Source organism: Flavobacterium alvei, assembly GCF_002920895.1.
Taxonomy (GTDB): Bacteria; Bacteroidota; Bacteroidia; order Flavobacteriales; family Flavobacteriaceae; genus Flavobacterium; species Flavobacterium alvei.
In genome coordinates, this window is the sequence record NZ_PQVG01000010.1 from 24,109 (window position 1) to 50,470 (window position 26,362).

Annotated in this window: 26 protein-coding genes; 25 read left to right on the forward strand and 1 reads right to left on the reverse strand. The window is 34.9% G+C overall.

Annotated elements, in window-relative coordinates:
• The 15 genes from C3L50_RS14860 to C3L50_RS14930 all read left to right on the forward strand — a co-directional run bounded on the left by C3L50_RS14860 (position 1) and on the right by C3L50_RS14930 (position 16,890).
• Positions 1 to 714 (forward strand): tRNA threonylcarbamoyladenosine dehydratase, encoded by a 714-nt coding sequence (locus tag C3L50_RS14860; RefSeq protein WP_103806977.1) that lies wholly within the window; start codon positions 1 to 3, stop codon positions 712 to 714.
• Between the two features lie 41 nt (positions 715 to 755).
• Positions 756 to 1,682, forward strand: coding sequence for a geranylgeranylglycerol-phosphate geranylgeranyltransferase (locus tag C3L50_RS14865; protein ID WP_103806978.1), 927 nt, complete (start codon positions 756 to 758; stop codon positions 1,680 to 1,682).
• Positions 1,675 to 2,259 carry a Maf-like protein gene (locus tag C3L50_RS14870; protein WP_103806979.1) on the forward strand — a complete coding sequence of 195 codons (585 nt, stop codon included), beginning with the start codon at positions 1,675 to 1,677 and terminating at the stop codon, positions 2,257 to 2,259. The genes C3L50_RS14865 and C3L50_RS14870 overlap by 8 nt, the downstream gene beginning before the upstream one ends.
• 10 nt (positions 2,260 to 2,269) lie before the next feature.
• On the forward strand, positions 2,270 to 2,800 hold the full coding sequence (locus C3L50_RS14875; RefSeq protein WP_103806980.1) for a mechanosensitive ion channel domain-containing protein: 531 nt from the start codon (positions 2,270 to 2,272) through the stop codon (positions 2,798 to 2,800).
• A 92-nt stretch (positions 2,801 to 2,892) separates the two neighbouring features.
• Positions 2,893 to 3,375, forward strand: a complete 483-nt coding sequence (locus C3L50_RS14880) for a hypothetical protein (RefSeq protein WP_103806981.1) — start codon at positions 2,893 to 2,895, stop codon at positions 3,373 to 3,375.
• Between the two features lie 114 nt (positions 3,376 to 3,489).
• Positions 3,490 to 6,015, forward strand: a complete 2,526-nt coding sequence (locus C3L50_RS14885) for a PIG-L family deacetylase (protein WP_103806982.1) — start codon at positions 3,490 to 3,492, stop codon at positions 6,013 to 6,015.
• Positions 6,016 to 6,136: 121 nt separating this feature from the next.
• The gene (locus C3L50_RS14890; RefSeq protein ID WP_103806983.1) at positions 6,137 to 7,858 is read left to right on the forward strand and encodes a sodium:solute symporter; all 1,722 of its coding nucleotides are present in this window, start codon (positions 6,137 to 6,139) and stop codon (positions 7,856 to 7,858) included.
• Positions 7,859 to 8,441: 583 nt separating this feature from the next.
• Positions 8,442 to 10,679, forward strand: a complete 2,238-nt coding sequence (locus tag C3L50_RS14895; RefSeq protein ID WP_103807042.1) for a molybdopterin-containing oxidoreductase family protein — start codon at positions 8,442 to 8,444, stop codon at positions 10,677 to 10,679.
• Between the two features lies 1 nt (position 10,680).
• Entirely contained in the window at positions 10,681 to 11,217 is a 537-nt protein-coding gene (locus C3L50_RS14900; protein WP_103806984.1) for a 4Fe-4S dicluster domain-containing protein, read from the forward strand.
• 233 nt (positions 11,218 to 11,450) lie between these two features.
• Entirely contained in the window at positions 11,451 to 12,395 is a 945-nt protein-coding gene (nrfD, locus tag C3L50_RS14905) for an NrfD/PsrC family molybdoenzyme membrane anchor subunit (protein ID WP_103806985.1), read from the forward strand.
• A gap of 15 nt (positions 12,396 to 12,410) precedes the next feature.
• Positions 12,411 to 12,941, forward strand: a complete 531-nt coding sequence (locus C3L50_RS14910; protein ID WP_103806986.1) for a YeeE/YedE thiosulfate transporter family protein — start codon at positions 12,411 to 12,413, stop codon at positions 12,939 to 12,941.
• A 30-nt stretch (positions 12,942 to 12,971) separates the two neighbouring features.
• A complete protein-coding gene (locus C3L50_RS14915; RefSeq protein WP_103806987.1) occupies positions 12,972 to 13,559 on the forward strand; it encodes a YeeE/YedE thiosulfate transporter family protein in 588 nt (195 codons plus the stop codon).
• A gap of 20 nt (positions 13,560 to 13,579) precedes the next feature.
• Positions 13,580 to 14,302, forward strand: coding sequence for a rhodanese-like domain-containing protein (locus tag C3L50_RS14920; RefSeq protein WP_103806988.1), 723 nt, complete (start codon positions 13,580 to 13,582; stop codon positions 14,300 to 14,302).
• A gap of 46 nt (positions 14,303 to 14,348) precedes the next feature.
• The gene (locus tag C3L50_RS14925; protein ID WP_103806989.1) at positions 14,349 to 15,026 is read left to right on the forward strand and encodes a rhodanese-like domain-containing protein; all 678 of its coding nucleotides are present in this window, start codon (positions 14,349 to 14,351) and stop codon (positions 15,024 to 15,026) included.
• A 67-nt stretch (positions 15,027 to 15,093) separates the two neighbouring features.
• Positions 15,094 to 16,890: a hypothetical protein gene (locus tag C3L50_RS14930; protein ID WP_133158897.1), complete on the forward strand. Its 1,797-nt coding sequence runs from the start codon at positions 15,094 to 15,096 to the stop codon at positions 16,888 to 16,890.
• 4 nt (positions 16,891 to 16,894) lie between these two features.
• On the opposite strand, the gene C3L50_RS14935 is transcribed toward C3L50_RS14930, so the two are convergent.
• Positions 16,895 to 17,575 carry a Crp/Fnr family transcriptional regulator gene (locus C3L50_RS14935; RefSeq protein WP_103806991.1) on the reverse strand — a complete coding sequence of 227 codons (681 nt, stop codon included), beginning with the start codon at positions 17,573 to 17,575 and terminating at the stop codon, positions 16,895 to 16,897.
• Positions 17,576 to 17,795: 220 nt separating this feature from the next.
• Between C3L50_RS14935 and C3L50_RS14940 the strand changes: the two genes are divergently transcribed.
• The 10 genes from C3L50_RS14940 (at position 17,796) to C3L50_RS14985 (ending at position 26,317) form a co-directional block, all read left to right on the forward strand.
• The gene (locus C3L50_RS14940) at positions 17,796 to 18,824 is read left to right on the forward strand and encodes a rhodanese-like domain-containing protein (RefSeq protein ID WP_103806992.1); all 1,029 of its coding nucleotides are present in this window, start codon (positions 17,796 to 17,798) and stop codon (positions 18,822 to 18,824) included.
• 95 nt (positions 18,825 to 18,919) lie between these two features.
• On the forward strand, positions 18,920 to 20,038 hold the full coding sequence (locus C3L50_RS14945; RefSeq protein ID WP_103806993.1) for a porin: 1,119 nt from the start codon (positions 18,920 to 18,922) through the stop codon (positions 20,036 to 20,038).
• Positions 20,039 to 20,110: 72 nt separating this feature from the next.
• Positions 20,111 to 20,980, forward strand: a complete 870-nt coding sequence (locus C3L50_RS14950) for a sulfurtransferase (RefSeq protein WP_103806994.1) — start codon at positions 20,111 to 20,113, stop codon at positions 20,978 to 20,980.
• 330 nt (positions 20,981 to 21,310) lie between these two features.
• Entirely contained in the window at positions 21,311 to 22,291 is a 981-nt protein-coding gene (gene moaA, locus C3L50_RS14955; RefSeq protein WP_103806995.1) for a GTP 3',8-cyclase MoaA, read from the forward strand.
• 57 nt (positions 22,292 to 22,348) lie between these two features.
• The gene (locus C3L50_RS14960) at positions 22,349 to 23,524 is read left to right on the forward strand and encodes a molybdopterin molybdotransferase MoeA (RefSeq protein ID WP_103806996.1); all 1,176 of its coding nucleotides are present in this window, start codon (positions 22,349 to 22,351) and stop codon (positions 23,522 to 23,524) included.
• Positions 23,525 to 23,545: 21 nt separating this feature from the next.
• Positions 23,546 to 23,878 carry a winged helix-turn-helix domain-containing protein gene (locus tag C3L50_RS14965; protein ID WP_243400396.1) on the forward strand — a complete coding sequence of 111 codons (333 nt, stop codon included), beginning with the start codon at positions 23,546 to 23,548 and terminating at the stop codon, positions 23,876 to 23,878.
• A 21-nt stretch (positions 23,879 to 23,899) separates the two neighbouring features.
• A complete protein-coding gene (locus C3L50_RS14970; RefSeq protein ID WP_165784025.1) occupies positions 23,900 to 24,469 on the forward strand; it encodes a molybdenum cofactor guanylyltransferase in 570 nt (189 codons plus the stop codon).
• Position 24,470: 1 nt separating this feature from the next.
• Positions 24,471 to 24,704, forward strand: a complete 234-nt coding sequence (locus C3L50_RS14975; protein ID WP_103806998.1) for a MoaD/ThiS family protein — start codon at positions 24,471 to 24,473, stop codon at positions 24,702 to 24,704.
• Between the two features lie 41 nt (positions 24,705 to 24,745).
• Complete coding sequence (gene moeB, locus C3L50_RS14980) at positions 24,746 to 25,858, forward strand: HesA/MoeB/ThiF family protein (RefSeq protein ID WP_103806999.1); 1,113 nt, start codon at positions 24,746 to 24,748, stop codon at positions 25,856 to 25,858.
• Between the two features lie 12 nt (positions 25,859 to 25,870).
• Positions 25,871 to 26,317 (forward strand): molybdenum cofactor biosynthesis protein MoaE, encoded by a 447-nt coding sequence (locus C3L50_RS14985; RefSeq protein ID WP_103807000.1) that lies wholly within the window; start codon positions 25,871 to 25,873, stop codon positions 26,315 to 26,317.
• Positions 26,318 to 26,362 lie beyond the last annotated feature (45 nt).

A 26,362-nucleotide genomic window follows, 5' to 3' on the forward strand; every position in this document is an offset into this window, starting at 1 on the left:
ATGAAAGAGTGGACCGAGAGAGCAGAGCTTTTATTTAAAGCAGAAGGATTAGAAAAATTAAGAAACTCCACTATTTTAGTGGTGGGATTAGGTGGAGTTGGATCTTTTGCTGCTGAATTTTTGGCAAGGGCTGGAGTTGGAAATATGACTATCGTTGACGGTGATGTCGTAGATATTACAAACATTAATAGACAATTGCCTGCTTTGCATTCTACCGTTGGAGCACCAAAAGTAAGCATCGTTGGAGACAGATTAATGGATATTAATCCAGAATTGAAATTGACAAGAGTCGAAGAATTCCTTTCGCCAGAAAGAGCTTTTGAACTAGTTTCAGACGAATTTGATTATGTTTTGGATTGCATCGACAGCATTACTCCCAAACTCAACCTCATTATTGGAGCGAAACGCAAAAGAGTCAAAATTATTTCCTCGATGGGAGCAGGAGGAAAGATGGAAGCGTCTAAAGTGAAGGTTGCCGACATTTCTAAAACGATTAATTGCAAGTTGGCACGAATCATAAGAAAGCGTTTGAAGAAAGAAAAAATCAATAAAGTAAAAGTCGTTTTTTCGTCTGAAATTCAGGATGAAGCGAGTTTGAAAATGACCGATGGCTCTAATTTCAAGAAATCCTTTTATGGAACCAACAGCTATATGCCGGGCTTATTCGGTTTGTATGCTGCCGAAACGGTGATTCGATATTTATTGAAAAAATAGTTGTTCGAAAAAAATCTAAAATCTAAATTCTGCAATCTGAAATGAAATACCTAAATCTAATAAGATACCAAAACCTATTAATGCTTGCCTTGATGCAGTTTATTTTTAGATATGGTTTTCTGGAATTGCAAAATATTCCTTTGGCTTTGGCGCATTGGCAGTATATTTTGTTGGTTTTGGCAACGGTTTTTATTGCTGCTGGTGGCTACATTATCAACAATATTATGGATGTAGAAACCGATGCCGAAAACAAGCCTGAAACTCTTATTGTAGGTAAACTGATTTCCGAAACTAAGGCGTATAATTTATACTTTGGTTTTACCGTAATTGGCGTGGCTATTGGTTTTTATTTATCGAATGTAATTGAAAAACCTAGTTTTGCCTCTATTTTTATAATTATTGCTGCAATGCTTTATTTTTATGCCACGAACTTGAAACAAACTTTGCTAATAGGAAATTTTGTTGTGGCTTTACTGCTTTCGTTAAGTGTCATTATAATTGGAATTTTCGATTTGTATCCTGTAACTTTTGAGGAAAACAGACCTGTTATGGGATTGCTTTTTGGCATTCTTCTCGACTACGCTCTTTTTGCTTTTATCATTAATTTCATCCGTGAGATTGTTAAAGATTTACAAGACGTGAATGGTGATTCTATTGAAGAAATGAGCACTTTGCCAATTGTTTTTGGAGTAAATCGAACAACGAAGTTGGTTTTTGTACTGAGTTTTATTCCAATAATTTGTATCGCTTATTACATTAATACCAACTTGTTTGCTTCGGGATTGATTTATGCCACTTTATACGGATTGGTTTTCATATTGGCGCCACTTTTATACTTTTCGATAAAAATTGTATCGGCAAAAGAAATACAAGATTACCATCATTTGAGTACGGTTTTAAAATGGATTCTGTTTTTCGGAATACTTTCTATTGCGGTTATCAGCTTAAATATAAAATGCAATGCTTAAAAATAAATTACAAAAATACAAACTGATATTAGCTTCGGGTTCGCCAAGACGCCAACAATTTTTCAAGGATTTAGACCTAGATTTTGAAATTAGATTGAAAGAGATCGAGGAGATTTTTCCTCCAGAACTAAAAGCAGAAGAAATTACCAATTATTTGGCTGAATTAAAAGCTAGCGCTTTCGAAGGTGAATTGCAATCCAACGAAATCTTGATAACAAGCGACACCATTGTTTGGCACAAAAATAAAGCTTTGGGAAAACCAAAAGATGCACTTGACGCCTTTGAAATTCTTAAATCTTTATCGAATGCTACTCACGAAGTAATCACCTCGGTTTGTTTTAAAACCAATACAACAATTGAAGTATTTTATGAAGTTACCCAAGTTACTTTCAATGAATTGAGTGATGAAGCGATTCAGTATTATATTGAAAACTACAAACCATTTGACAAAGCGGGAGCTTACGGTATCCAGGAATGGATTGGTTTTGTGGGTGTTTCCAAAATTGAAGGCTCCTATGCCAATGTGATGGGGATGCCAACCGATAAAGTTTACGAATATTTGTGTAAATTAGCCTAAAAAGTAACCTATGATATTTTTAAATAATTTTACCAGAGAAGCAATTAGCACGGGAATTTTACTGGTGTTGGTAGTATTGTCTCGGATTATTTTTTCAAAATTAATACGAAGTTTTGCCAAACGAAGTCAAACAATCGAACAACGAACGAGATTGGTTATCAAATACATTCATTTGTTTGTCAATATTATGGCAGCTTTTGGTTTGATAATCATTTGGGGAGTCAATACCAAGGATATTATTATTGCCATTTCTTCTTTTACAACCGTTGTGGGTGTGGCGATGATTGCCCAATGGTCGATTTTGAGCAATATCACTTCGGGTATCATTTTGTTTTTTTATTTTCCTTTCAAAATTGGGGATGTAATCCATATTCACGATAAAGATTTTCCCATCGAAGCCGAAATTGAAGACATCAGGGCTTTTTATGTTTATTTGAGAGATAAGGATGGAAGAATAATTGTGTATCCCAATAATTTGTTGCTACAAAAAGGCATTTCGATATTAAAAACTCCAGTAGCTGAAAAAGAGTTTTTTGATTGAACAAATGAATAAGAAATATATTTCGGCATAGTTATTGTCTAATGTTTGGTATAATTTTTTAATTAAGAATAATTATAAAAAAAAACAAAAAGATGAAAACGTTAAAATTAATTATTGCGGGAATGTTTCTTATTGTATCCGGTGCGGTACAATCGCAAGTTTCGGTAAATATCAATATAGGTAATCCTCCATCTTGGGGACCAGTTGGATATTCTAATGTAGAATATTATTTTTTGCCAGATGTTCAAGCCTATTATGATATTCGAGCCACACAGTTTATCTATTTAAGTAATGGAAAATGGTGTCGATCAAGATATTTACCTGGACCATATAGAAATTATGATTTGTATGGTGGTTATAAAGTTGTTTTGAATGATTATCACGGTTCAAAACCTTATGTTCATTATAACAATCACAAAGTAAAATACCATAAAGGATACAAAGGAAAACCTCAAAAAACCATTGGAAATAATCCTCATTATCATAGCGATAATGGCAATCATTATGGCAATGACAATAAAGGCAACGGAAATAAAGGAAATGGAAATAATGGACACAGAAATGGTAAACATTAATTCCTAATTTAGGTTTAAAAGAGAGAGAGTCAAATTTGATTCCCTCTCTTTTTTGTTATTTATCAAACGAATAATTACTATATTTGATTTCATTGCAAATTTAATTTTAGAAATATGCAGAAAGCTTTGATTGCATCCATTATTATTTTTCTTCTTTCTTTCCAAATAATAAATGCGCAAAACCCTCAAAAACTCAATTCGGCACAAATTTATAATCAAATTCAGAAACTTAATTTTCTGGGTTCGGTTCTGTATGTTGCCGCACATCCTGATGACGAAAACACCCGATTAATTACTTATTTGTCTAATGAAGTTAAAGCAAGAACCGCCTATTTATCTTTGACAAGAGGCGATGGTGGACAAAACCTGATTGGTTCTCAGCTTAGAGATTTATTGGGCGTAATTCGAACACAAGAATTAATTGAAGCTAGAAAAATGGATGGTGGTGAACAAATTTTTACTCGTGCGAATGATTTTGGTTTTTCCAAAAATCCAGAGGAAACTATTGAAATTTGGGATAAAGAAAAAGTACTTTCTGATATTATTTTTGCCATTCGAAAATTTCAACCCGATGTAATTATCAATCGTTTTGACCATAGAACGTCTGGAAATACTCATGGTCATCATTCGGCATCGGCAATTTTGAGTTTTGAAAGTTTTGAAAAAGCCAATAATCCAGCTGTTTTTCCCGAGCAATTGAGCTTGGTACAACCTTGGCAAACCAAACGTCAATTTTTTAATCCATCGTGGTGGTTTTTTGGTAGCAAAGAGAAATTTGCTGCAGCCGATAAATCAAATTATCTTACTATTGAAACTGGTGTTTATTATCCATCTATTGGAAAATCAAATCAGGAAATTGCTGCTTTGAGTCGCAGTTGTCATCAATCACAAGGTTTTGGAAGTACGGGAGTTCGAGGCGAAGAAACAGAGTATTTAGAACAAATAAATGGTGATGTTTTAAAAGATAAATCGTCTATTTTTGAAGGAATTGATACCTCTTGGAATCGTGTAAAAGGAGGGAAGCCTATTGGCGAATTGATAACTAAAATTGAAGCCGAATTTGATTTTAAAAACCCTTCGGCGAGTATTCCAGATTTAGTAAAAGCCTATTCGATGATTCAAGCATTAGATGAAAATCATTGGAAAACTCAAAAAACGGAAGAGATTAAGAATACAATTGCAGCTTGTGCAGGTTTGTATCTTGAAGCTGTTTCGCAAAATCAGGAAGCGACTCCAGGAAGTATAGTAAAATTGAAACTGGAAGCCATCAATAGAAGTTTTGCAGAGATGCAATTAGAATCGATTACTAGCTTGCCAGAGCAAAAAGTAACCACTGAAAATATAGTGTTAGAATGCAATAGTTTAAAAAACATTTCGATTGATTTGCAATTGCCTTCTGATATAGAATATACGCAACCCTATTGGTTAAAAGAAGCTGGAACCGATGGAATGTACACTGTTTCAAACCAAAAGAATATTGGAATTCCAGATGTTATTCGAGAGGTAAAAGTAATTTTTAACACTCGAATTTGTGGAGTCGAAATCCCTTTTGAGCGAACTGTGGTTTACAAATACAATGATGGAGTAAAAGGCGAAATGTATAATTATTTAGACATTGTTCCAGAAGTTTCTACTACTATTTTAGACAAAGTATCACTTTTTAAAAACACTAAAAGAAAATATATTGCTGTAAAAGTTAAGGCTGGAAAAGATGCTGTAAAAGGCGATTTACAGCTCGAATTACCAATAAACTGGATGGTTTTGCCAAAATCAATTCCATTTTATTTAGAAAAAAAAGGTGGGGAACAAACATTCTATTTTGAAGTAACACCACCTAACGCTCCCGAAGATGCTATAGCCAAAAGTGTTGCTATAATTGATGGTAAACGTTTTGACAAAGAACAAATTATCATCGATTTTGATCACATTACCAAACAACAGGTTTTGAAACCTTCGGAATCTAAGTTTTTGCGTTTTGATTTAAAGACAAAAGATCAAAAAATAGCTTATATTATGGGGGCTGGAGATGAAGTTCCTAATTGTTTGAGGCAAATGGGGTATAAAGTGACTTTAATCCATCCTGAAGAACTATCTCCAGAAAAATTAGCTAATTTTGATGTAGTTGTAACTGGAATTCGAGCTTTTAACACCATTAAAGTATTGGCTAATCGACAAAATATTCTTTTTGAATTTGTGAAATCAGGCAAAACAATGATTTCACAATACAACACGCCCGATATTATTTATAATATTGCGCCTTATTCAATGAATCTTTCTCAAGATAGGGTAACTGATGAAAATGCTGAAGTTCGATTTTTAGAACCCAATCATACCGTATTGAATTCGCCAAATAAAATTACTTCCAAAGATTTTCAAGGTTGGAAACAAGAACAAGGATTGTATTATCCCAATCAATTTGATAAAGCTTTCACCTCAATTTTATCTTCAAATGATAAAGGTGAAACGCCCAAAAATGGTGCTCTATTAATTGCACCTTACGGAAAAGGATATTATATTTACACAGGTTTAAGTCTTTTTAGAGAATTACCCGAAGGAGTTTCAGGGGCTTATAAAATATTGGCCAATATGATTTCTTTGCAAAATCCAGTAGTAATTCCAGTTGAAAAAGTGAAACTTTAAACACGCAATTATGGAAAATACAAAAGTATTTACTTGGAAAAAGAGCTACACTTGGGTTCTTGTGGCTAATGCTATTTATATTTTATTTTTTTATTTTTTGATGAAACTATATTCCTAGCCTATGCAACTATTTGACTGGATTGTTCTTATTGTAACCTTACTTTTTATAGTGATTTATGGCGTTTGGAAAACAAAAGGAAGTAAAAATGTAGAAGATTATATTCTCGGAAGTAATGAGACTCCTTGGCATACGGTAGGGCTTTCGGTTATGGCTACACAAGCCAGCGCAATAACTTTTCTTTCAACACCTGGTCAGGCTTATCATGACGGAATGGGGTTTTTGCAATTTTATTTCGGTTTGCCTATTGCAATGGTGGTTATTTGCGTGACTTTTATTCCTTTATATCACAAATACAAGGTTTTTACGGCATACGAATACCTCGAGAAACGCTTCGATTTGAGAACACGTTCGCTTGCAGCAGTTCTTTTTTTGGTTCAAAGAGGATTAGGAACCGGATTGACCATTTATGCACCAGCTATTATTTTATCGGCATTGTTAGGTTGGAATTTGACAATAATGAATATTGTAATAGGAGTTTTAGTAATTATATATACCTTTTCAGGGGGAACAAAAGCGGTAAATGTCACTCAAAAACAGCAGATGTTTGTTATTATGTTGGGTATGTTTATCACTTTTTTTCTGATTTTGTATTTTTTACCCAACGATATGACATTTACAAGCGCTTTGCATATTGCTGGGGCAAACGACAAAATGGATATTGTTAATTTTTCATTTGACCCAGAAGAAAAATATACTATTTGGAGCGGACTTACAGGAGGTTTTTTCTTGGCTTTGGCTTATTTTGGAACCGACCAATCACAAGTAGGACGCTATTTGTCAGGAAAATCAGTTCGAGAAAGTCAAATGGGTTTGATTATGAATGGCTTGTTAAAAGTGCCTATGCAATTTTTTATTTTGCTAACGGGAGTGATGGTTTTTGTGTTTTTTCAATTCAATCCGGTTCCGCTAAATTTTAATCCCAACAATAAAATAATTGTAGAAAAATCAATATACAAATCAGAGTATAATGCATTAGAAAAAAAATTGGAAGCACTTTCAGAAGATAAGAAAGTAATTAATTTGTTGTATATCGATCAACTCAATCAAGATTATGACAACCCGATTCTTCGAAAAGAATTGATAATATTATCAAGTAGAGAAAAAGATTTGAGAGATCACGCTAAAGAATTAATTCTAAAAGCCGATAAACGAAGTGAAACCAATGATAAAGATTATGTATTCTTTCATTTTATTTTGCATTATTTGCCCAAAGGATTAATAGGTTTGTTACTGGCAGTAATTATTTCAGCGGCCATGTCTTCTACGGCTTCGGGTTTAAATGCATTGGCTTCGACTACGGCAATTGATATCTATAAACGAAATGTTAAAGAAGCAAAAACGGAAAGACATTTTGTAAATGTGACCAAGTTTTTCACTTTGTTCTGGGGAATTGTTGCCATTCTTTTTGCTAGTATTGGAACATTGTTCGAAAATTTAATTCAACTGGTCAATATTGTAGGATCTATTTTCTACGGAACTGTTTTAGGTATTTTCCTTGTTGGGTTTTACATCAAATTCGTTCAGTCTAAAGCGATATTTTATAGTGCTGTAATTAGCCAAACCGCTATTTTTATTATATACTACTTTGCTATCTTTATTTATCCGAGTGGTGAAGAAAAATTGGGTTATTTGTGGCTCAACTTCATCGGAGCAATACTAACAATTGTATTGTCAATGATGATGCAAGCATTGGCTTTTAGAAACAAAACTACTACCCATTAAAACATAACCAGTAAAAGGGAGTATTTGAAGCATTGTTTTTTAAAGAAACAATGCTTTTTTTATTACTGTCCGAAGGTAATTTGGATAAAAATAAATTATTTTCGATACATACCTCTCCAAAAAGCAAATAAATCGTATTTATTTATTAAAATAAATCTTATAATTATTATCAAAAAAAGATCTCAAAAGGGTCTTTTTTTGTTTTAAATGTCTAAATTTTTATTTTTTTTTATTTTTTTTTTAAAAGTTTTTAGTCATTTTTTCGATAAATAAACAAGACCAAAATCTCTCTTTTTTTTAAAATTACCTAAAACACTTTTTTTTTGGAATATTTTGGGTATTAAGCTCAAAAAAAAGAGGGTTATGTAACTTTTGTTACGTTTTTTATTAGCTTAGAATACTATTTTATCCACCAAAAATAGGAAAAATAGGATGGATATTGAATATGATAAATGTCATAAAAATGAAATCTCGATATAATTAAATTTACAGAGAAATGGAATAATAATTTTTACAATTTGAATAGTTTTAAGGTATAATACATTTGAATTTGTACAAATTCATAAAAAAATCAAAAAAAAATATGAATTCATCAAGAAGGGATTTTATAAAAATTTCAATGTGGGGTGCAGGTGCAGCTGCCGTTGCAGGTTCGCTTTATTCAGTTGATGTTTTTGGCGGGAATAAAGAAGATTTCAATTATGACCGCCCCGATTTAAAACGATTTCCTACCTATTGTGATGTTTGCTTTTGGAAATGTGCAGGCTGGACTTATGTAGATGACAAGGGAACAATCAAAAAAATTATTGGCAATGATATCGATACGCACAGCAAAGGGCGATTGTGTACCCGAGGAACTGGTGGTTTGGGAATGCATTTCGATGACGACCGACTCAAAACGCCACTGATTAGAGTATCCAAAAAAGGAGAAAAATCAGTATTTCGCGAAGCCTCTTGGGAAGAAGCCATTTCCTTGGTGGCAAGCAAAATGAAGGATATTAAATCCAAATATGGAGCCGAAAGTTTTGCACTTCTAAAACACGGAGCGATTGGCAGTCATTTGGAACATCTTTTTAGTGCTTACGGTTCAGACACCGTTGCAGAACCCGCATTTGCCCAATGTCGTGGCCCTCGTGACGAAGGATTGAAATTGACTTTTGGTGAAAGTTGTGGCTCACCAGAAGCTACCGATATGCGGGATTCCAAATGTTTGGTATTTATAGGTTCCCATATTGGCGAAAATATGCACAACTCACAAGTGCAAGAAGTTTCAGAAGCCATCGACAAAGGCGTTACCATCATCACCGTTGATCCTCGTTTATCTACCGTAGCCAGCAAATCGAAATATTGGTTACCTATTCGCCCTGCGACTGATATGGCTTTACTATTGGCTTGGATGAATGTCATTATTTTTGAAGATTTATACGATGCAGCTTATGTTGCCAAATACACCACCGGTTTTGACGAACTGAAAGAACACGTTCGACAATTTACTCCAGAATGGGCGTACAGCATTACCGATTTGACTCCCAAAATGATTCGGGATTCCGCTCGTGAAATGGCAAAAGCAGCTCCAGCAACACTCATTCATCCCGGACGACATTCTACTTGGTATGGCGATGATACGCAACGTACCCGTGCCATTGGTATTTTAAATGCGCTCTTAGGCACTTGGGGACGCAGAGGAGGATTTTATTTTAATGAAAAAGCTAAAGTTCCAAAATACCCGCATCCTGAATATCCAGAACCTGCTTGGAAAGCCAAAGATTTGAATGTCAATTTGCTGTTCGCCAATCAAGGAGTGACCAATGAAGTGATTCGAGCTTCGATTCCTGGTGAAGATACAACACATCAAGTAAAAGCTTGGATGGTGGCAGGAACGAATTTGACGCAATCTGTTCCGACCGAGAAAAACTTGATGATGAAAGCTATTGAAGCCTTAGAGTTTTTGGTAGTTATTGATATTTATCCTGTAGAAATTACAGGTTATGCCGATGTGGTTTTGCCCGAGTGTTCTTATTTGGAACGATATGACGACCTTCGAAATTCGGACTTTAGAACACCATCAATCGCTTTGAGAATGCCAGCTGCAGCTCCTCGTTGGGAATCGAAACCCGGATGGTGGATTGGCAAACAAATAGGTTTAAAATTAGGTTTAGGCGATTATTATAAATTCAATGATTATACTGATATATTGGATTGGCAATTCAAACAAATGGGAACTTCTTTGGAAGAAATGAAACACATTGGAGTCAAAAATCTTCCAAGAACTAGCGGTCCTTTATACATTGAAGACGGAGCAGAACATATTTTTAAAACCGATTCTGGTAAAATCGAATTGTATTCCCAAAAACTAAAAGATGTTGGTCTTGATCCAATGCCAGTTTATACTGCTCACGAACAACCACCCAAAGATTATTTCCGTCTGAATTATGGTCGAGCACCAATGCACACCTTTAGCAAAACGGTAAACAGTCCAAATTTGAATGATTTGAGAAGTGAAAATGCATTGTGGGTCAATCCAAAAGTGGGGAAAATTTGGAACTTAAAATCAGGACAGCCCGTTTGGTTAAAAAATCAAGATGATGTAGTTTCTTCATTTCCAATCAAAGTGCGGCTTACGGAGCGAATTCGTTGGGATTCGGTTTATATGGTGCACGGATTTGGACAAAAAAATCCAGAAATGAAACGTTCCTACGGAAAAGGTGTCAATGATACTGAAATGATTACCAAATTGATGGTCGATCCATTGATGGGCGGTACCGGAATGAGAGGAAATTTTGTAACAATTTTAACGGAAAACCCTAAAGAAACGGTCTAAGATGAGATATGTAATGGTCATAGATACGCTAAAATGCGTAGGATGTAGCGACTGTGTAGTGGCTTGTCAAACAGAAAATGATGTTCCAACAGGATATTGCAGGGATTGGGTTACCGAATCGGTTACAGGAACCTATCCCGAAGTGGATATAGAATTAAGGTCAGAACGCTGCAATCATTGCGACAACGCGCCTTGCGTGAGAACTTGCCCCACAGAAGCAAGCCACATTATCGAGGGCGGAATTGTTTTGGTGGACAGAGATTTGTGTATTGGTTGTGGGGCTTGTATCGAATCCTGTCCTTATGATGCTAGATACCGACATCCCGATTTGGGAATCGTTGATAAATGTACCTTCTGTGTTCACAGAGTCAAAAAAGGTCAAGACCCAGCCTGCGTTTCAGTTTGTCCTACAAACTGTATGTATTTTGGTGATTTGGATGATTCTAATAGTAAAGTTGCCCAATTATTAGCCGAAAGAAAACACAAAGTCTTGGCCAAAGAAGCCGGAACATCACCCAATGTTTATTATTTAATTTAAATCCATTTGGTGCAATTATTAAATTTTTAGAAAAAAAATGGAAACACATAGAACCATAGAAAAAAGAGTTGGATAGACCAATTCTTGGTTTCCACATAGCCTATGTATCCTAAAATTAAGTGAAACGACTAATTAAAATCAATTATAACTATGTTTCTATGCGTTTAAAAAAACATAAAATTGAAATTTAATAAAATACAAAAAAATCGATAGTAATACCTAATTAATACAAAATGAAAGAAGAAATTTTCATCAGCGGTAGAAATATTCCTCATATAGATCCACATTTAGCCATCTGGGAATTCCCCATTTCTTTATACTTATTTCTGGGAGGATTATCGGCAGGAATCCTATTGTTTTCGGCTTTTACCCACCTTTTGAATAAAGACGAAGAATTAAAAGGCGCTTCCAAATGGGCACCGCTTATTGTCCCTTTTGCTTTGGCAATTGGATTGTTTGCCTTGATAATCGATTTAGGAAATCCTTTTTATTCCTGGAAACTTTACACTACAATTCGTTTGGAATCACCAATGTCTTGGGGAGCTTGGGTTTTATTGATTGTAACGCCACTTTCTATTCTTTGGATTTTTTCCGATTTGAGAAAGCTGTTTCCAAAACTGAATTACACCAAACTTCCTTTTCTATTCAAAGTAGAAGATTTCTGTGTGAAATACAAAAAACAGATGGCTTTGGCTTTGATACCATTGACCATCATTTTGGGAATTTACACAGGTATTTTACTTTCGGCATTCAATGCTCGCCCGCTTTGGAACAACGCTATTTTAGGACCATTATTCTTGGTTTCCGGGCTTTCGACAGCGGCAGCCACTATAATTTTGTTTGCCAAATCAGCACACGAAAGACATTTGTTCAGCAAAATTGATGTGCTATTAATCGTTATCGAATTGGGTTTAATCATCCACTTGATTATGGGTTATTACGCCGGAAATGAAATGCAGGTCGAAGCCGTAAAAATATTAGTTGGGGGCGATTTGACAACGCTATTCTTTGGTTTCTTCGTGGCTTTGGGCTTGCTATTGCCTTTGGTTTTGGAAGTTTTCGAATTAATGGGTTTTAAAGTTCCTGTGGTTGTCCCTGCTATTTTAATTATTGTTAGCGGATTAATTTTCAGGGTTTTGATGGTCGAAGCGGGGCAAATAACACGTATTCTTTATTAATTTTTAAAGTTTAAAATGATGGATATAAAATCAGATAAACAACACATTTATTGGAATCCTTATCTTGGAGGATTTCTATTGGGTATCATATTAATAATGACTTTCTTTTTTACGGGAAGGGGATTGGGAGCTTCAGGAGCGGCCAAAGCTATTGTGACGCAAACCGTTCACACCGTGGCACCAACACACACTGAAAATAATGCCTATTATTCCGATCAATTTTTAGGAGGGAAAGTTCCCATTAGCAATTGGTTGGTTTTTGAAGTAATTGGGGTTGTTGCAGGAGCTTTTATTTCGGGTTCTTTATCGGGAAGAGTCTTTTTTAGAGTGCAACATTCACCCAAAATTACTGCCAGAAAGCGTTTGTGGTTTGCTTTATTGGGCGGTGCATTATTTGGTTTTGGAGCACAATTTGCCAAAGGTTGCACCAGCGGAGCAGCCTTGAGCGGAATGACCGTTTTGTCTTTGGGAGGTTATATCGCGATGCTTTCCATTTTTGGAGGCGCTTTTCTATTTGCCTATTTCTTTAGAAAATTATGGCTTTAATCAACTTCTAACTTCTAACTTTTTAAACTTATGGGACCTTTAATACCAGAAATACTATCAGATCAATGGAATAATATTATTGCCATTATTACGGGAATGGCATTTGGATTCGTTTTGGAATCATCCGGATTCTCTTCTTCCCGAAAATTGGTAGGCGTTTTTTACGGATACGATTTTGCCGTGTTGCGAGTATTTTTCACGGCAGCAGTTACCGCATCCATCGGATTGCTTTTTATGGATTACTTCGGATGGATCGATATGGCAGCTTTAGACGGTTTGCCAGCACGAGTTTGGCCAATTATTGTTGGCGGTCTCATTATGGGATTGGGTTTTGTGACGGGCGGATTTTGCCCGGGAACTTGCATTACCGCCATCGGAATTGGAAAATTAGACGGATATATGTTTTTTGGAGGAATAATTCTCGGCGTATTTGTATTTTCTGAAATGTTTCCTTTATTCGAAAATTTTTATAATTCAAGTAATTTGGGCGATGTGACCGTTCCGGAATATTTCAATATAAATCCGTATTGGTTTACCGTTGGTGTGTCAATAATTGCCATAGTTGCCTTTTATGCAGTAATGCTAATTCAAAAACGCATCAAAAGTGTTGAATATTAATAGCACAATTAAAATTTAAAATGAAAAAACGATATATTTTTTTAGCCATAGTCCCAATTGTATTGTCTCTTGTGTTGGCTTTTTTGCCCGACAAAAGCAATTCTATTGATGCCAAAAGAAATCAAAAAATCTTGAAATCAGCCAAATATACTGGAGTGACGCCCAATAATTTATTGTTGGAATCGGTGAATAGTAATCGGTTTATTCAACCCGATGAATTGGCCAAAGTCATTATTGGACAAGACCCTTCTTATCTTTTGGTAGATTTACGAGACGCGGTTCAGTATGAAAAATTCACCCTTCCGGGAGCCATCAATATTCCTTACGAAGAAATATTAACCAAAGAAAATCAAGCCGTTTTTGATTCAGAAGCCTATAATGTGGTCTTGTTTTCCAATGGCACGATTGTTCCCGACCAAGTGTGGATGATATTGCGAAGAGCAGGAATTAAAAATCTAAAAGTGCTCAATGGAGGCGTGAATCAATTTTATCAATTGTATTTAAATCCACCAAAACCTTTAGAAACAGATTCTGAGGAAGCCTTTGAAAATTATAGTTATCGCAAAGCGGTTGGTGCACATTTAGGATTGCCAAATCCGGACGAATTTATTCCTAAAGGCAGGGAGAATGTACAAAGCAGTACTATTGCTACAGGATTAAAACCTGTTGTTAAACCAGCGGTAAAAGCTGCTCCAAAAGTGGTTGTTCCCAAAAAAGCAGAAGGCGGAGATGAAGGGTGTTAGCGGGAAAATATTTTTAATAAATTGAAACAAAATTAACAAAATCAAAATGGACACAAACCCTATAAATAATACTTCAGAATTCACCAAAACCAATTGGGTTACCTTTGGAGTTATTGCGGCACTTATCGTGTTAGTTCTTAGTTTTATTTTCTTGAAAACAGAGAAATACACTTTTAAAACCCCACTCGATAAAGAGCTTTCCGAAATAAAAGTAGCCAGTTTTCAAGCGACTCCACAATCGGTGGCTAATGCTATTTTAAACAAAGATAAATCCATTATTTTGGTGGATGTGCGAAGCCAATTTGATTTTGCCAAAGGACATTTACCCGAAGCCAAAAATATTTACAAAGTCAATCTAATGGACGATTCAAACATGGACTTTTTTATGAGCCTAAAAGAATCGAATAAAAAAGCGATATTGTATGGCAGTTCTGCCTCCGAAGCGAATGTGCCTTTTATGATTTTGAAACAAATGGGTATCGAAAACATTAGCTATTTAGCCGTTGGTTACGATGATTTGAAAGCGGGAAATTGGACTGAAATAGCAGCAAATAAATCTAATTTTAATGATGAAACAGCCGTGGTAGATTTTGCAAAATTCATTTCGGATGCCAATAAATCCAGTAATAAAGTAAAAACTGCTGTTGCTCAACCAACTGTTGCAAAACCTAAAGTTACAGTAAAGCCCGTTAAAGCTGAAGCTGCAAAAGATGAAGGTTGTTAATTGTGAACTTTCAAATGGTAAATGGTTGTAATTTATTGACTATTTTTGATATAAATCCAACTTTATTTTGATTCCAAATAAAACATTCTTTGTAGTTATATTGTTTTTAATTGCTTTACAGCTAATTGGTTGCAAGCAATCAAACGATGAGTATCGTGTTCTCGATAACAAAGAATCTTGTTTGTCCTGCCATAGTGAAATGACAGGTTTTAGTAGGTATCACGATCCAAAAGTTATTGGTTGTGCTTCCTGTCATTTGGGAAATATTCATTCTAAAGACAAAAATATTGCGCATAAAGGAATGGTTCTGATTCCGGGAAATCTTCAAAATGCTGCTCAAACTTGTGCTACGGCAAACTGTCATTCCAAAGAACTTCACCGAATTCAAAAATCGTTGATGACGACCAATTCAGGGATTATCAGTGTCGATAAATACCTTTTTGACGAATTAGAACCCAGTGATTCTCTATTTCATATCACGCATTTAGGACAAACTGCTGCCGATATGCACCTCAAAAACAAATGTGCTACTTGTCATTTGGGTAACGAAAAAAAGCATTACGGAGCCATTGACGAAAAATCCCGTGGCGGAGGTTGCTTAGCTTGTCATTTGAATTATGATGCAGGATCAAAACCCAATATCAAAGACCAAATTCATCCCAAAATTAATCTTAATGTCGATAACACCAAATGTTTTGGTTGCCACAGCCGTTCGGGACGAATTTCTACCAATTATGAAGGTTGGAGCGAAACGTTGCTCAAGCCACACGAAGTGAAAAACAGCAAAAATCATCGCCTTCTAATGGACGGAAGAGTATTCGAAAAAGCTACTGCCGATGTCCATCACAAATCTGGAATGCTTTGTATCGATTGTCATATTTCGCAAGAAATAATGGGTGATGGCAAAACCTATAAACACGAAGCCGATGCCATAAAAATTAGTTGTGCCGATTGTCATACTCAAGGAAAACCAAATCAAACGAAGCCTTTGCAAATGGATTATATCTCGGCATTCGATTATGCTTTAAGAGGTTATAAACATTCGGCAAATAGTTTTTTGGTTACCCAAAAAGGTTCCATTCCACTAGTAAACACACACAAAGATGCTAAAGGAAATGCTTTTTTAGTTTCTAAAATTAGCAAAAAAGAACTTCCAATAAAACAGTCTTGCAAACGAGATGAGGTGCATCAAAAAGTGTCTTGCAGTATGTGTCATACCGCTTGGGCGCCGACTTGTATTGGCTGTCACACCGATTATGATCCTCGAATTATTAATGCCGATAAAACGCAAGGTCGCTGGATAGAACACGTGGCGGAATTTGGTTTTGCGCCACCCACAATTGGCGTGAAAAAAATTGGAAATTCCAAAGAGTTTGTGCCCGCTATTCCGGGTATGATTATGACTTTGGATAAATCGGGTTTTAAAGGCACTAAAAAGGGTAGTGATAGCAAATTTGTGCGATGGTATGCGCCAAATGCAGCTCACACGACTACAAAAACGGTTCGAAATTGTGCATCCTGTCATATCAATTCCCAAGCATTGGGTTTTGGAAAAGGAACACTAAATTATGTTGTAAAAGACAAAAAAGCGAATTGGAATTTTACGCCTTATTATGCTAATACTCCACAAGACGGCTTGCCACAGGATGCTTGGATAGGGTTTCTGAAAGATGTAAATACCAAAACTACGTATTCCTCACACAATTATTTTTTTCCTTTGGATTTGAAGGAGCAAAAGAAAATGCTGGAAGTTGGAGCTTGTATTCATTGCCATCAAAAAGACGATAAATTTTTGAAACGACTAACGAATGGAGAGTATCAAAAGATGTTGAAAACCAGAAAAAAAGTCTGCGTTATTCCTTAGAAAATCAACCAAATTCACAAACTTTGTGTAAACTATCGATGTTGACTAACTTGATAGACTTGCCATTGACTTCAATTAAACCGTCATTTTCTAACTCCTTTATAATTCGAATCACATTTTCCATAGAAAGCCCTAAAAAATCAGCCATATCTTGACGGCTGAGTGACATCGTGTATTCATTATTGAAATAAACACTATTGGCCATACAAACCAACATAAAAGCCACTTTTCCCCGAGAATTTTTTTCCATCATATTCATAAAACGCTTAAAAATACGTGAAGAATTATGATTTAGGAATTTGATGATTTCGTTAGAGAAGGCCACATTACTATTTAATACTTCTTTGAATGAGGCATTATCATAAATGTCCACTTCACAATCTTCGGTGGCGGTAACGGTGTATAAATAAACTTTTTCTTCGCAAAATAAACTCGACAATCCTAGAAAAGTTTGACTGCCTTTAAGAATTAGAATGATGTTTTTTTGATTGCCTTCCATCCCCAATTTAAAAAAACCAGTTTTGCTAAAAACGATACTATTAGCAATAGTTCCTTGTTTGAGAATAATATCATTTTTTTTATAAAACAGTGTCTTTTTGTTTTTATCCAAAATGGCTGCATCGGATTCACTTAACAAGTTAAATGCATGATTATGTTTGATATCTTTTAAGCAATCTAATAACATATTTCTACAATTTTATAGTACAAAAAATAAGATATTAAAAGTTGATATTTATCAACTTTTGAAGTGATAAATATAAGCTAAAAAACTGTTTTATTCCATCATTCTTAGTAATTAATTTTTTTAAATATTTCGGAAATTTGAGTTGTTAAAACGCATCTGTTTTACGCAATGACCAAAATAACCAACAGTTTATTAATAATTAAACTAATTTCTAAGAATCATGAAAAAAAGAATTTCAATTTTATTAATAGCGGTAATCGTACCACTATTTGTAGTAACAAGTTGTAGAGAATACGAAGAAGCCAGCGTCGATGAATATGCTATTTTAACTAAGTATATGAAGGATACTGGAAAGGATTTTGCCAATGTAGTTGATGCCACTTGGGTAAAAGCTGCATCTGCCATAAACGTAAACGTTACAGACTATTCTGTTCCAGATTATTATGTAATGGACATTCGTTCTGCCGTAGATTTTGATAACGGGCATATAAAAGGAGCCGTAAATGTGCCTTTAGCAAATGTATTAACTGCTGCGCCTAATGCAGGAGCAAAACCTATTTTGGTAGTTTGTTACACCGGTCAAACAGCAGCACGCGCCGTAGCTTTTTTGAGATTGAGTGGTTATACATCCCATGTTTTAAAATGGGGAATGGCGGGATGGCATTCTGCTTTTCAAGCAAAATGGACTTCCAATACAGCACAATTAAACCATGCCAATTGGGTTACAACAGGTACGCCAGCAGCGGTTTCTTCATTTAAATCTCCCGTTTTAACAACTGGAAAAACTACTGGAGCTGAAATCCTTCAAGCACGTATCGCCATCGCTTTGGCCAATACGGCTTGGACAGTTTCTAAAACCGATGTTTTGGCAAATCCAACTAATTATTTTATCAATAATAAATGGGCACAAGCGGATTGGGATACGTATGGTCACATCACAAGTGCCTACAGAATTGATGTAGCCGACGGGTTGACAATAGATGGATTGAACAAATTTAATCCTGCCGCAACAACATTAGTAACCTATTGTTACACAGGGCAAACCTCTTCGATTACTTCTGCTTGGTTGAATGTTGTAGGTTTTGATAATGCTAAAAGCTTAAGTTTTGGTGCCAACGGAATTATTTGGGATACAATGAAAAATGGTTCGGTTGCCATTAGAAAATCGACTTGGCAAGGGGATTTAAGTGCTTGGAATAACAATTTTGGGTATTATAAAACCGATGGAACCTATGTTTCTCCTATTTAATCTTAAAAACATTTAATCAAATAATCAAACCCAAAAATGTAATAGTCCTTGAAAATATTTTTCGAAAATTATTACAACTAAATAAATACAGTATTATGAAATCAATTAAAACAATACTATTTTTTGCAATAGCCTTTGCATTTCAAATGAGTTATTCACAAGGTTGCGAAAGTCCTGGAGAAGGAGATGGCATCAAATTATGGGGATTTATACAGCCTCAATACGAGCACACTTATACTGGTTTAAATGGAGATAGAACTTCGAGTTTGGACACGAATGGCTACTTTTTTAACCGAGCAAGGCTGGGCGTGATGGGAAATATTCCTTATGACTTTTCGTATTACTTCATTATGGAGTTTGCTCCTGCAGCTGGATTTGGAATCTGTGATGCCTATGTTTCTTATGATCGTTATGGCGAGTATTTTAAAGCAGCCGTGGGGCAATTTAAAAGTCCTTTTGGTGCGGAACAAATACAAGGGTGTCATAAATTATATACTATTGACCGTTCCGAAGTGGTAAACCAATTGGCTGGACCTATCCGCGATATGGGTATAACTATCTTGGGAGGAACGGGAGATAAAATAAAAATGGGAGAAGGAGTTAAAAACGTAATCGGTTACCAATTTGCTATTATGAATGGTGAAGGTAGAGATATCATTGGAGATGATATTGAATACAAACCTTTAAACGATAATTATATGACTTATATTTCCAGATTAACATTTACACCAAGTAAATACGTCACTTTTGGAGGAAGTTATCAAACCGGAAAATTCGAGCCTGTTTCTACTACAGCAACGAAACCAGATTGCCGCACCAGATTAGGTTTTGATGCTTTAGTAAAATACAAAAATTTTACTTTACAAGGCGAATATATACAAGGAACTGACGAAGGTTCTTATACTACAGGAGGCGGTTGCGGAGGCGAAGTCACAACTTTAGAAGGCTCAGTAGACAGAAGCGGATATTATTTTACTGCTTTATACAAAACAAAATGGAAATTGGAACCCGTATTGAAATACGAAACTTACGATCCTGATAATAGTATCAGTGGAAATACAGCAATAAGATGGACAACAGGGATAAATTATTTTTTCAACGAATGGACCAGATTGCAAGTAAACTATCAATACAATTATGCCGATGCTGCAATTCCTTACGGAACTCCATACCAAGATGTTTTGCAAATTCAAATGCAAATCGTAATTAAATAACCCTAAAATTATGATGTGAGTATTATAAGCTAATAGTACTCACATTTTTTTAAACTCAAAAAATAAAATGCTATGAATGCAACAAAATTATTCAGGTTCTTAATGATAACTATTTTATTTGTAAGCAACGCTTTTGCCCAAGACCTGATTACAGCCAAAGAATTTATCGCTCTACAAAAAGAAAAACCCAATTTGGTAGTTGTTGATGCCAGCAAAGACAAATTATATGATCAATCACATATCGAAGGCGCAATTAATATTCCTTATGTTATCCTCAATGAAAAAGACCCAAAAATTGATGGATCGATGTTACCTTTAGAAGAGGTTGCCAAAATTTTAGGAAATAAAGGTATTTCTAACGAAGATACTATCGTGGTTTATGACGAAGGAACTCAGAAATACGCAACTTTGGTGTATTGGATTTTTAAATATTTAGGTGCCAAAGACGTCAAAGTTTTACACAAAGAAATGAATGCCTTCAGAGATGCGCGAGTAAAATTAACCTCAGAAGTGTCAACGGTAAAAGCAAAAACGTTTACTGTGAATTTGGTTCCCGAAATCAATGCCGATGCAGCTTATGTTGAATCAGCTATTGGAAATGCTAATGTCGTGATTATTGACGCCCGCACGCCAGATGAATTCAATGGTGTGAGGAACGAAAAAAGCACCTATAGTAATGGACACATAAAAGGAGCGATTAATATTCCTTACGAAAGTTTGGTCAAAACAGGTACGAATGTTTTTATTTCTCCAGATGAGTTTAAAAAATTAGCAGGAATTGAACTTTCTCCCGAGAAAACGTATTTGCTTTATTGCAAAACAGGTATAAAAGGAGCTACACTTTATACGTATATGACCAATGTTTTGGGGTTAAAAAACGTTAAAAATTACAAAGGAGCTTATGCCGAATGGGATTATCTTGGAAAACTTAGTATGAAATAAAATGCTTAGTTGATTTAATATTTTTTGTTATTTGTTGTTGCCACGAATTATATAAATTCTCACAAATTATTTTAGAAATTAACTAATCTATGAAATGTGAATTTATTTAATTCGTGGTTTTTTTAGAGTTGAGTAGGTTGAAATTGTCAAATAGTTGAACCGAAGAATACTTTTGATGCAATTTGGTAAAAATCAGCTAAAAATAGCCTAAATTATAGCAATACTCCTTAAGAATTTAAATATAAAAGCTTAAATTTGGAATCGAAATATTTCACGTGCAATTGTTGCGAAGCCTAACAAATAGGCAAGAAAACAGAAAAATAATTAATTATGTTGAAAGATAATTTTGGAAGAGCGCACGATTACCTTCGTATTTCGCTTACCGATGTTTGTAATTTCAGATGTCAGTATTGCATTCCAGACGAAAATACCTCTTTTATGCCTTCTTCAAAGTTGATGACGGTGAATGAAATAGATGCTATCGCCCGAGAATTTGTGAAATTGGGGGTCAAAAAAATACGTCTTACAGGTGGAGAACCTTTGGTTAGAAAAGATGTTGCCGAAATTTTGTTGGCACTTTCAAAATATCCAATAGAACTCACTTTAACCACCAACGGTCAGCGAACAAACGAGTTTATTGACGTTTTTAAAAAAGCGGGAATAAAATCCATTAATGTAAGTTTGGATACACTCGATAAAAACCAATTTTTTAGTATTACCAAACGCAATGTTTTCGATAAAGTTTGGAACAATATTCAGCAACTTATTGATGAAGGATTTCACGTAAAAGTCAATACGGTTGTGATGCGTGATTTTAATGATACCGAAATTATCGATTTTATTGAATGGACCAAAAAACAGCCCGTTCACGTTCGTTTTATTGAGTTTATGCCTTTTGATAAAAACCAATGGAACACCCAAAAAGTCTTTAGTTATCAGGAAATTATAGATGTTGCTGCCACAAAATACAGTTTCCTCCGAATGAAAGATGGTGTGAATGAAACCGCCAAAAAATTCAAACCTTTTGGTCACGAAGGCACTTTTGCGGTTATCAGTACAATGAGCGCACCGTTTTGTAGCAATTGCAATCGAATGCGACTCACAGCCGATGGTAAAATGAAAAATTGTTTGTTCTCAAAAGGAGAAGCCGATATTTTGACAGCCTTTCGAAATTCAGAAGACATTGTTCCAATAATCAAACAATGTGTAGCAAGCAAAGCAGAAGCGTTAGGAGGACAATTTCAAGGCGATTACAAAAATATTGATGCCACAAAAATTGACAATAGAAGTATGATAAACATAGGAGGATAACCCCTTTTTTTTGAATAGCGTTATGCTAATTTTGGCATAACGAAATAAAATATAAATATGATAAATGTACAAGAAGCTAGACAGTTAATTGATGAAAATTGCTGTTCTTTAAGAGTAGAGACTTTAACTTTATTAGAAGCAAACGGAAGCATTTTGGCTGAACCTATTTATGCCGCAATAGACACACCGCCTTTTCATCAATCGGCGATGGATGGTTATGCTTTTTCTTATGAAAATTGGGATAAAAAAAGTAATTTAACTCTTGTTGGCGAAATTCAAACAGGCAATTTTTCGAACACCGTTTTGAAAGCCAATGAGGCGGTACGAATTTATACAGGAGCACCAATTCCTCCTGGAACTGACACGGTTGTAATGCAAGAAAAAATCAGTCGAGACGGAAATACAATTCAAATTCTGGATGATTTATTAGTAAAAGGAACAAACGTTCGCCCACAAGGCTCACAAACCCAAAAAGGAGAATTGGCGCTGCAAGAAAATCAATTATTAACACCCGTTGCGATTTCTTTTTTAGCTGGAATTGGAGTTAATAAAGTGAAAGTTTTTTCAAAACCAACTGTTAGTATTATTGTAACAGGAAAAGAATTGGCTTCTGCAAACGACGAAATTACCGAAGGAAAAATTTTCGAATCCAATTCAATTGGTCTCATTGCAGCTTTGCAGCAATTAAGCATAAATCCTCTTTCGGTTGAAGTAGTTGACGATGTCGAAGAAGAAATTGAGCAAGCTATTTCGAATCAATTAAGTTCCGATATTTTAATTCTAACTGGGGGAGTTTCGGTGGGAGATTATGATTTGGTTCCCGCTTCATTAGAAAATTGTGGAGTGCAAAAAATATTTCATAAAATCAAACAAAAACCGGGTAAACCCTTTTATTTTGGGCGTTACAATCAAACCCTCGTGTTTGCTTTACCTGGAAATCCAGCAGCTGTAATGAGTTGTTTTTATGAATATGTGGTTCAGGCTATTAGCAGTTTTACGAAGAAAGAATATTTTAATAAAATGGCATTTCCTTTGGCAGAAGATTTTAATAAAAAAGCAGGTCTAACCTTTTTTCTAAAAGGAAAAATGGGTCAAAATGAGGTTACCGTTTTGAACAATCAAGAAAGTTACAAACTAAATTCCTTTGCAGTAGCCGATTGTTTAATTGAATTTGAAGAAGATAAAGAAAATTTCAAAAAAGGTGATTTGGTCAACGTTAGAATGATTTTATAAACAGATTAATTCCTAAAAACTATGAAAAATTTAATAATCAAAGGACATCTTTCGATAGAAAACAGTAAAGGACATTTGATGGGTTCTGGTAAGAAACAATTGCTCGAAAAAATCAAAGAAACAGGCTCAATAAAAGCTGCTGCAACTGAAATGAAAATTTCCTATCGACACGCTTGGGAAATGATTAAAAAAATGAACGCTACTTCAGACGTACCTCTTGTTATAAAAAACACGGGAGGATCCAGTGGTGGCGGTTCTGTTGTTACAAAAGAGGGCGAAGAATTGATAGCTTGCTACATCAAATTGAATGTTGCTTTCGAAGAATTTAAGGAGCAAATTTGCAAAACGATTTAGTTTTTTGTTATGAACAGTAAAATGAAAAACGGATATATTTTGGCAGGTGGAAAAAGTTCTAGAATGGGTGCTGACAAAGGTTTGCTTCTGTTTGAAGGAAAAGCAATGATTGAGTATGTAATCAATCAAATGCTGCCTGTTTTTGACAATTTGGTTATTGTTTCTAATAATCCCGAGTACGAAAAATTTGGTCTGGAAGTAATTCCTGATTTGATCAAAAATATTGGACCAGCTGGCGGAATTTACACTGCATTACATCATTCGAATGCAAAGCTGAATTTTATTGTGAGTTGTGATATGCCTTTTGTAACGCAAGAAGCAATTGAATTTGTTGTCAATAACACCAATGAATCGCAAATTGTTTTAATAGAAAATAAAGGAAGAATAGAGCCTTTGTTTGGAGTATATTCTAAAGAATGTGAAGAGAATTGGTTGCAACTTATCGAACAAAAAATAATTAAATTACAAGATATGGTTTTGCAATTTAAATTGAAGACCATTCCAATTGAAAATAAAGAAATCTTTGCAGCCTCTTTTTTCAAAAACATCAACACCCAAGAAGATTTTAATAACGCATTAAATCTATTATAAAATGGAAATTAATTTACTAGCATTTGGTCAAATAGTTGAAATTACAGGTAAATCTGCGTGGAAAATGGCAGGAATAAAAGACACAAATGCTTTGATACAGGATTTAGAAAAGCAATTTCCCCATTTGGTCAAAACAAATTATTCGATTGCTGTAAACAAAAAAGTGATTCAAGAGAATACAGCAATCAATGAAAATGATACGATAGCTTTACTTCCTCCATTTTCTGGCGGTTGAAAGGAGATTAAACTATCGAAACTTTACCAATAAATTTAAATATGAATTCAAAACCTAATAACCGATACCAAAGACAAATTCAGCTCAAAGAAATTGGGCAAGAAGGTCAGGACAAAATAACACAAGCAAAAGTGCTGATTATTGGCGCAGGCGGTTTGGGATGTCCAGCTTTGCAATACCTTGCTGCTGCTGGCGTAGGAACGATTGGTATTGTCGATTTTGATGTTGTTGAATTATCAAATTTGCAACGTCAAATTCTTTATAATTTGGATGACATTGGCAAACCCAAAGCAACAACTGCCGCTGGAAAAATAAAAGCACTCAATCTTGAGATTCAAATTGAGACTTACAATTTACAAATCACCAATAAAAATGCGCTTGAAATTCTAGAAAATTATGATTTAATTATTGATGGTACCGATAATTTTGCCACACGTTATCTCATAAATGATGCTTGTGTTATTCTCGACAAGCCTTTGATTTATGGAGCAGTTTTGCGTTTTGAAGGTCAAATTGGCGTTTTTAATTACAGCAATTTTGAAACCAATATTAAAACTAATTATCGTGATTTATTTCCAAAACCACCCAATTTAGATTCTGCGATTTCTTGCAATGATGTTGGTGTTTTGGGAGTAATTCCAGGAATTATTGGAACTATGCAAGCCACCGAAGCTCTGAAAATTATTTGTGGTATTGGAAAACCATTAGCTAATAAAATAGTTTCCTATAATGTTCTAGAAAATTCATTTTATGATTTTGAAATTGCTGCAAATGAAAACTCAAACAGTGATTTTCCAAAAAATAAAGCTGAGTTTTTAGCTTTCAATTACGAATGGTTTTGCAATGCCAATTTGGATGTCGAAACGATTTCAATCGAAGAATTTGATACTATTCGAAAGCAAGAAACAATCACAATAATTGATGTTCGAGAAATAGGGGAATTGCCAGTTGTTGATGAGTTTGCATTTTTACACATTCCATTGTCTGAATTGGAAAAAACACTTTCGACCCTTTCGACAGAAAATATAATTGTAGTCTATTGCAAATCGGGTCAACGGAGTGCCAAAGCAGTACAATTATTAAAAGAAAAATTCCCTAATAGTCAATCCTTTAGTTTAAAAGGAGGAATTGAAGCTTGGAAAAATATAAATTAAAAAACATTTAAAATGAAAGAGAAAAAAAAGCACAACGTGTTTGTTGATGGACCAATAAGTCCAGAATTCATTGCCAATAGCATTGCCAAACACAGTACAAAAACCGAAATTGGTGCACACGATATTTTTTTGGGACAAGTTCGAAAAGATGAAATTGAAGGAAAAGATGTAGTTGCTATCAACTATGAAGCCTATCAAGAAATGGCCGACGAACTTTTTCACGAAATCCGAGAAGCTGCTTTTGTCAAATACAATTTGGTTTGTATGCACATTTATCACAGCCTTGGAGTGGTCAAAGCGGGCGAAATTTGTTTGTTTGTATTTGTTTCATCCAAGCATCGCAAAGAAGCTTTTGAAGCCTGTCAGGATATTGTAGAGCAAATAAAAGCAATGACACCTATTTGGGGAAAAGAATTATTTGAAGATGATTCTTTTGTCTGGAAAGAAAACCAAGTTTAAAGGCAGATTTCAGAAGGCAGAAAGGAGAAGTCAAAATAACCCAAA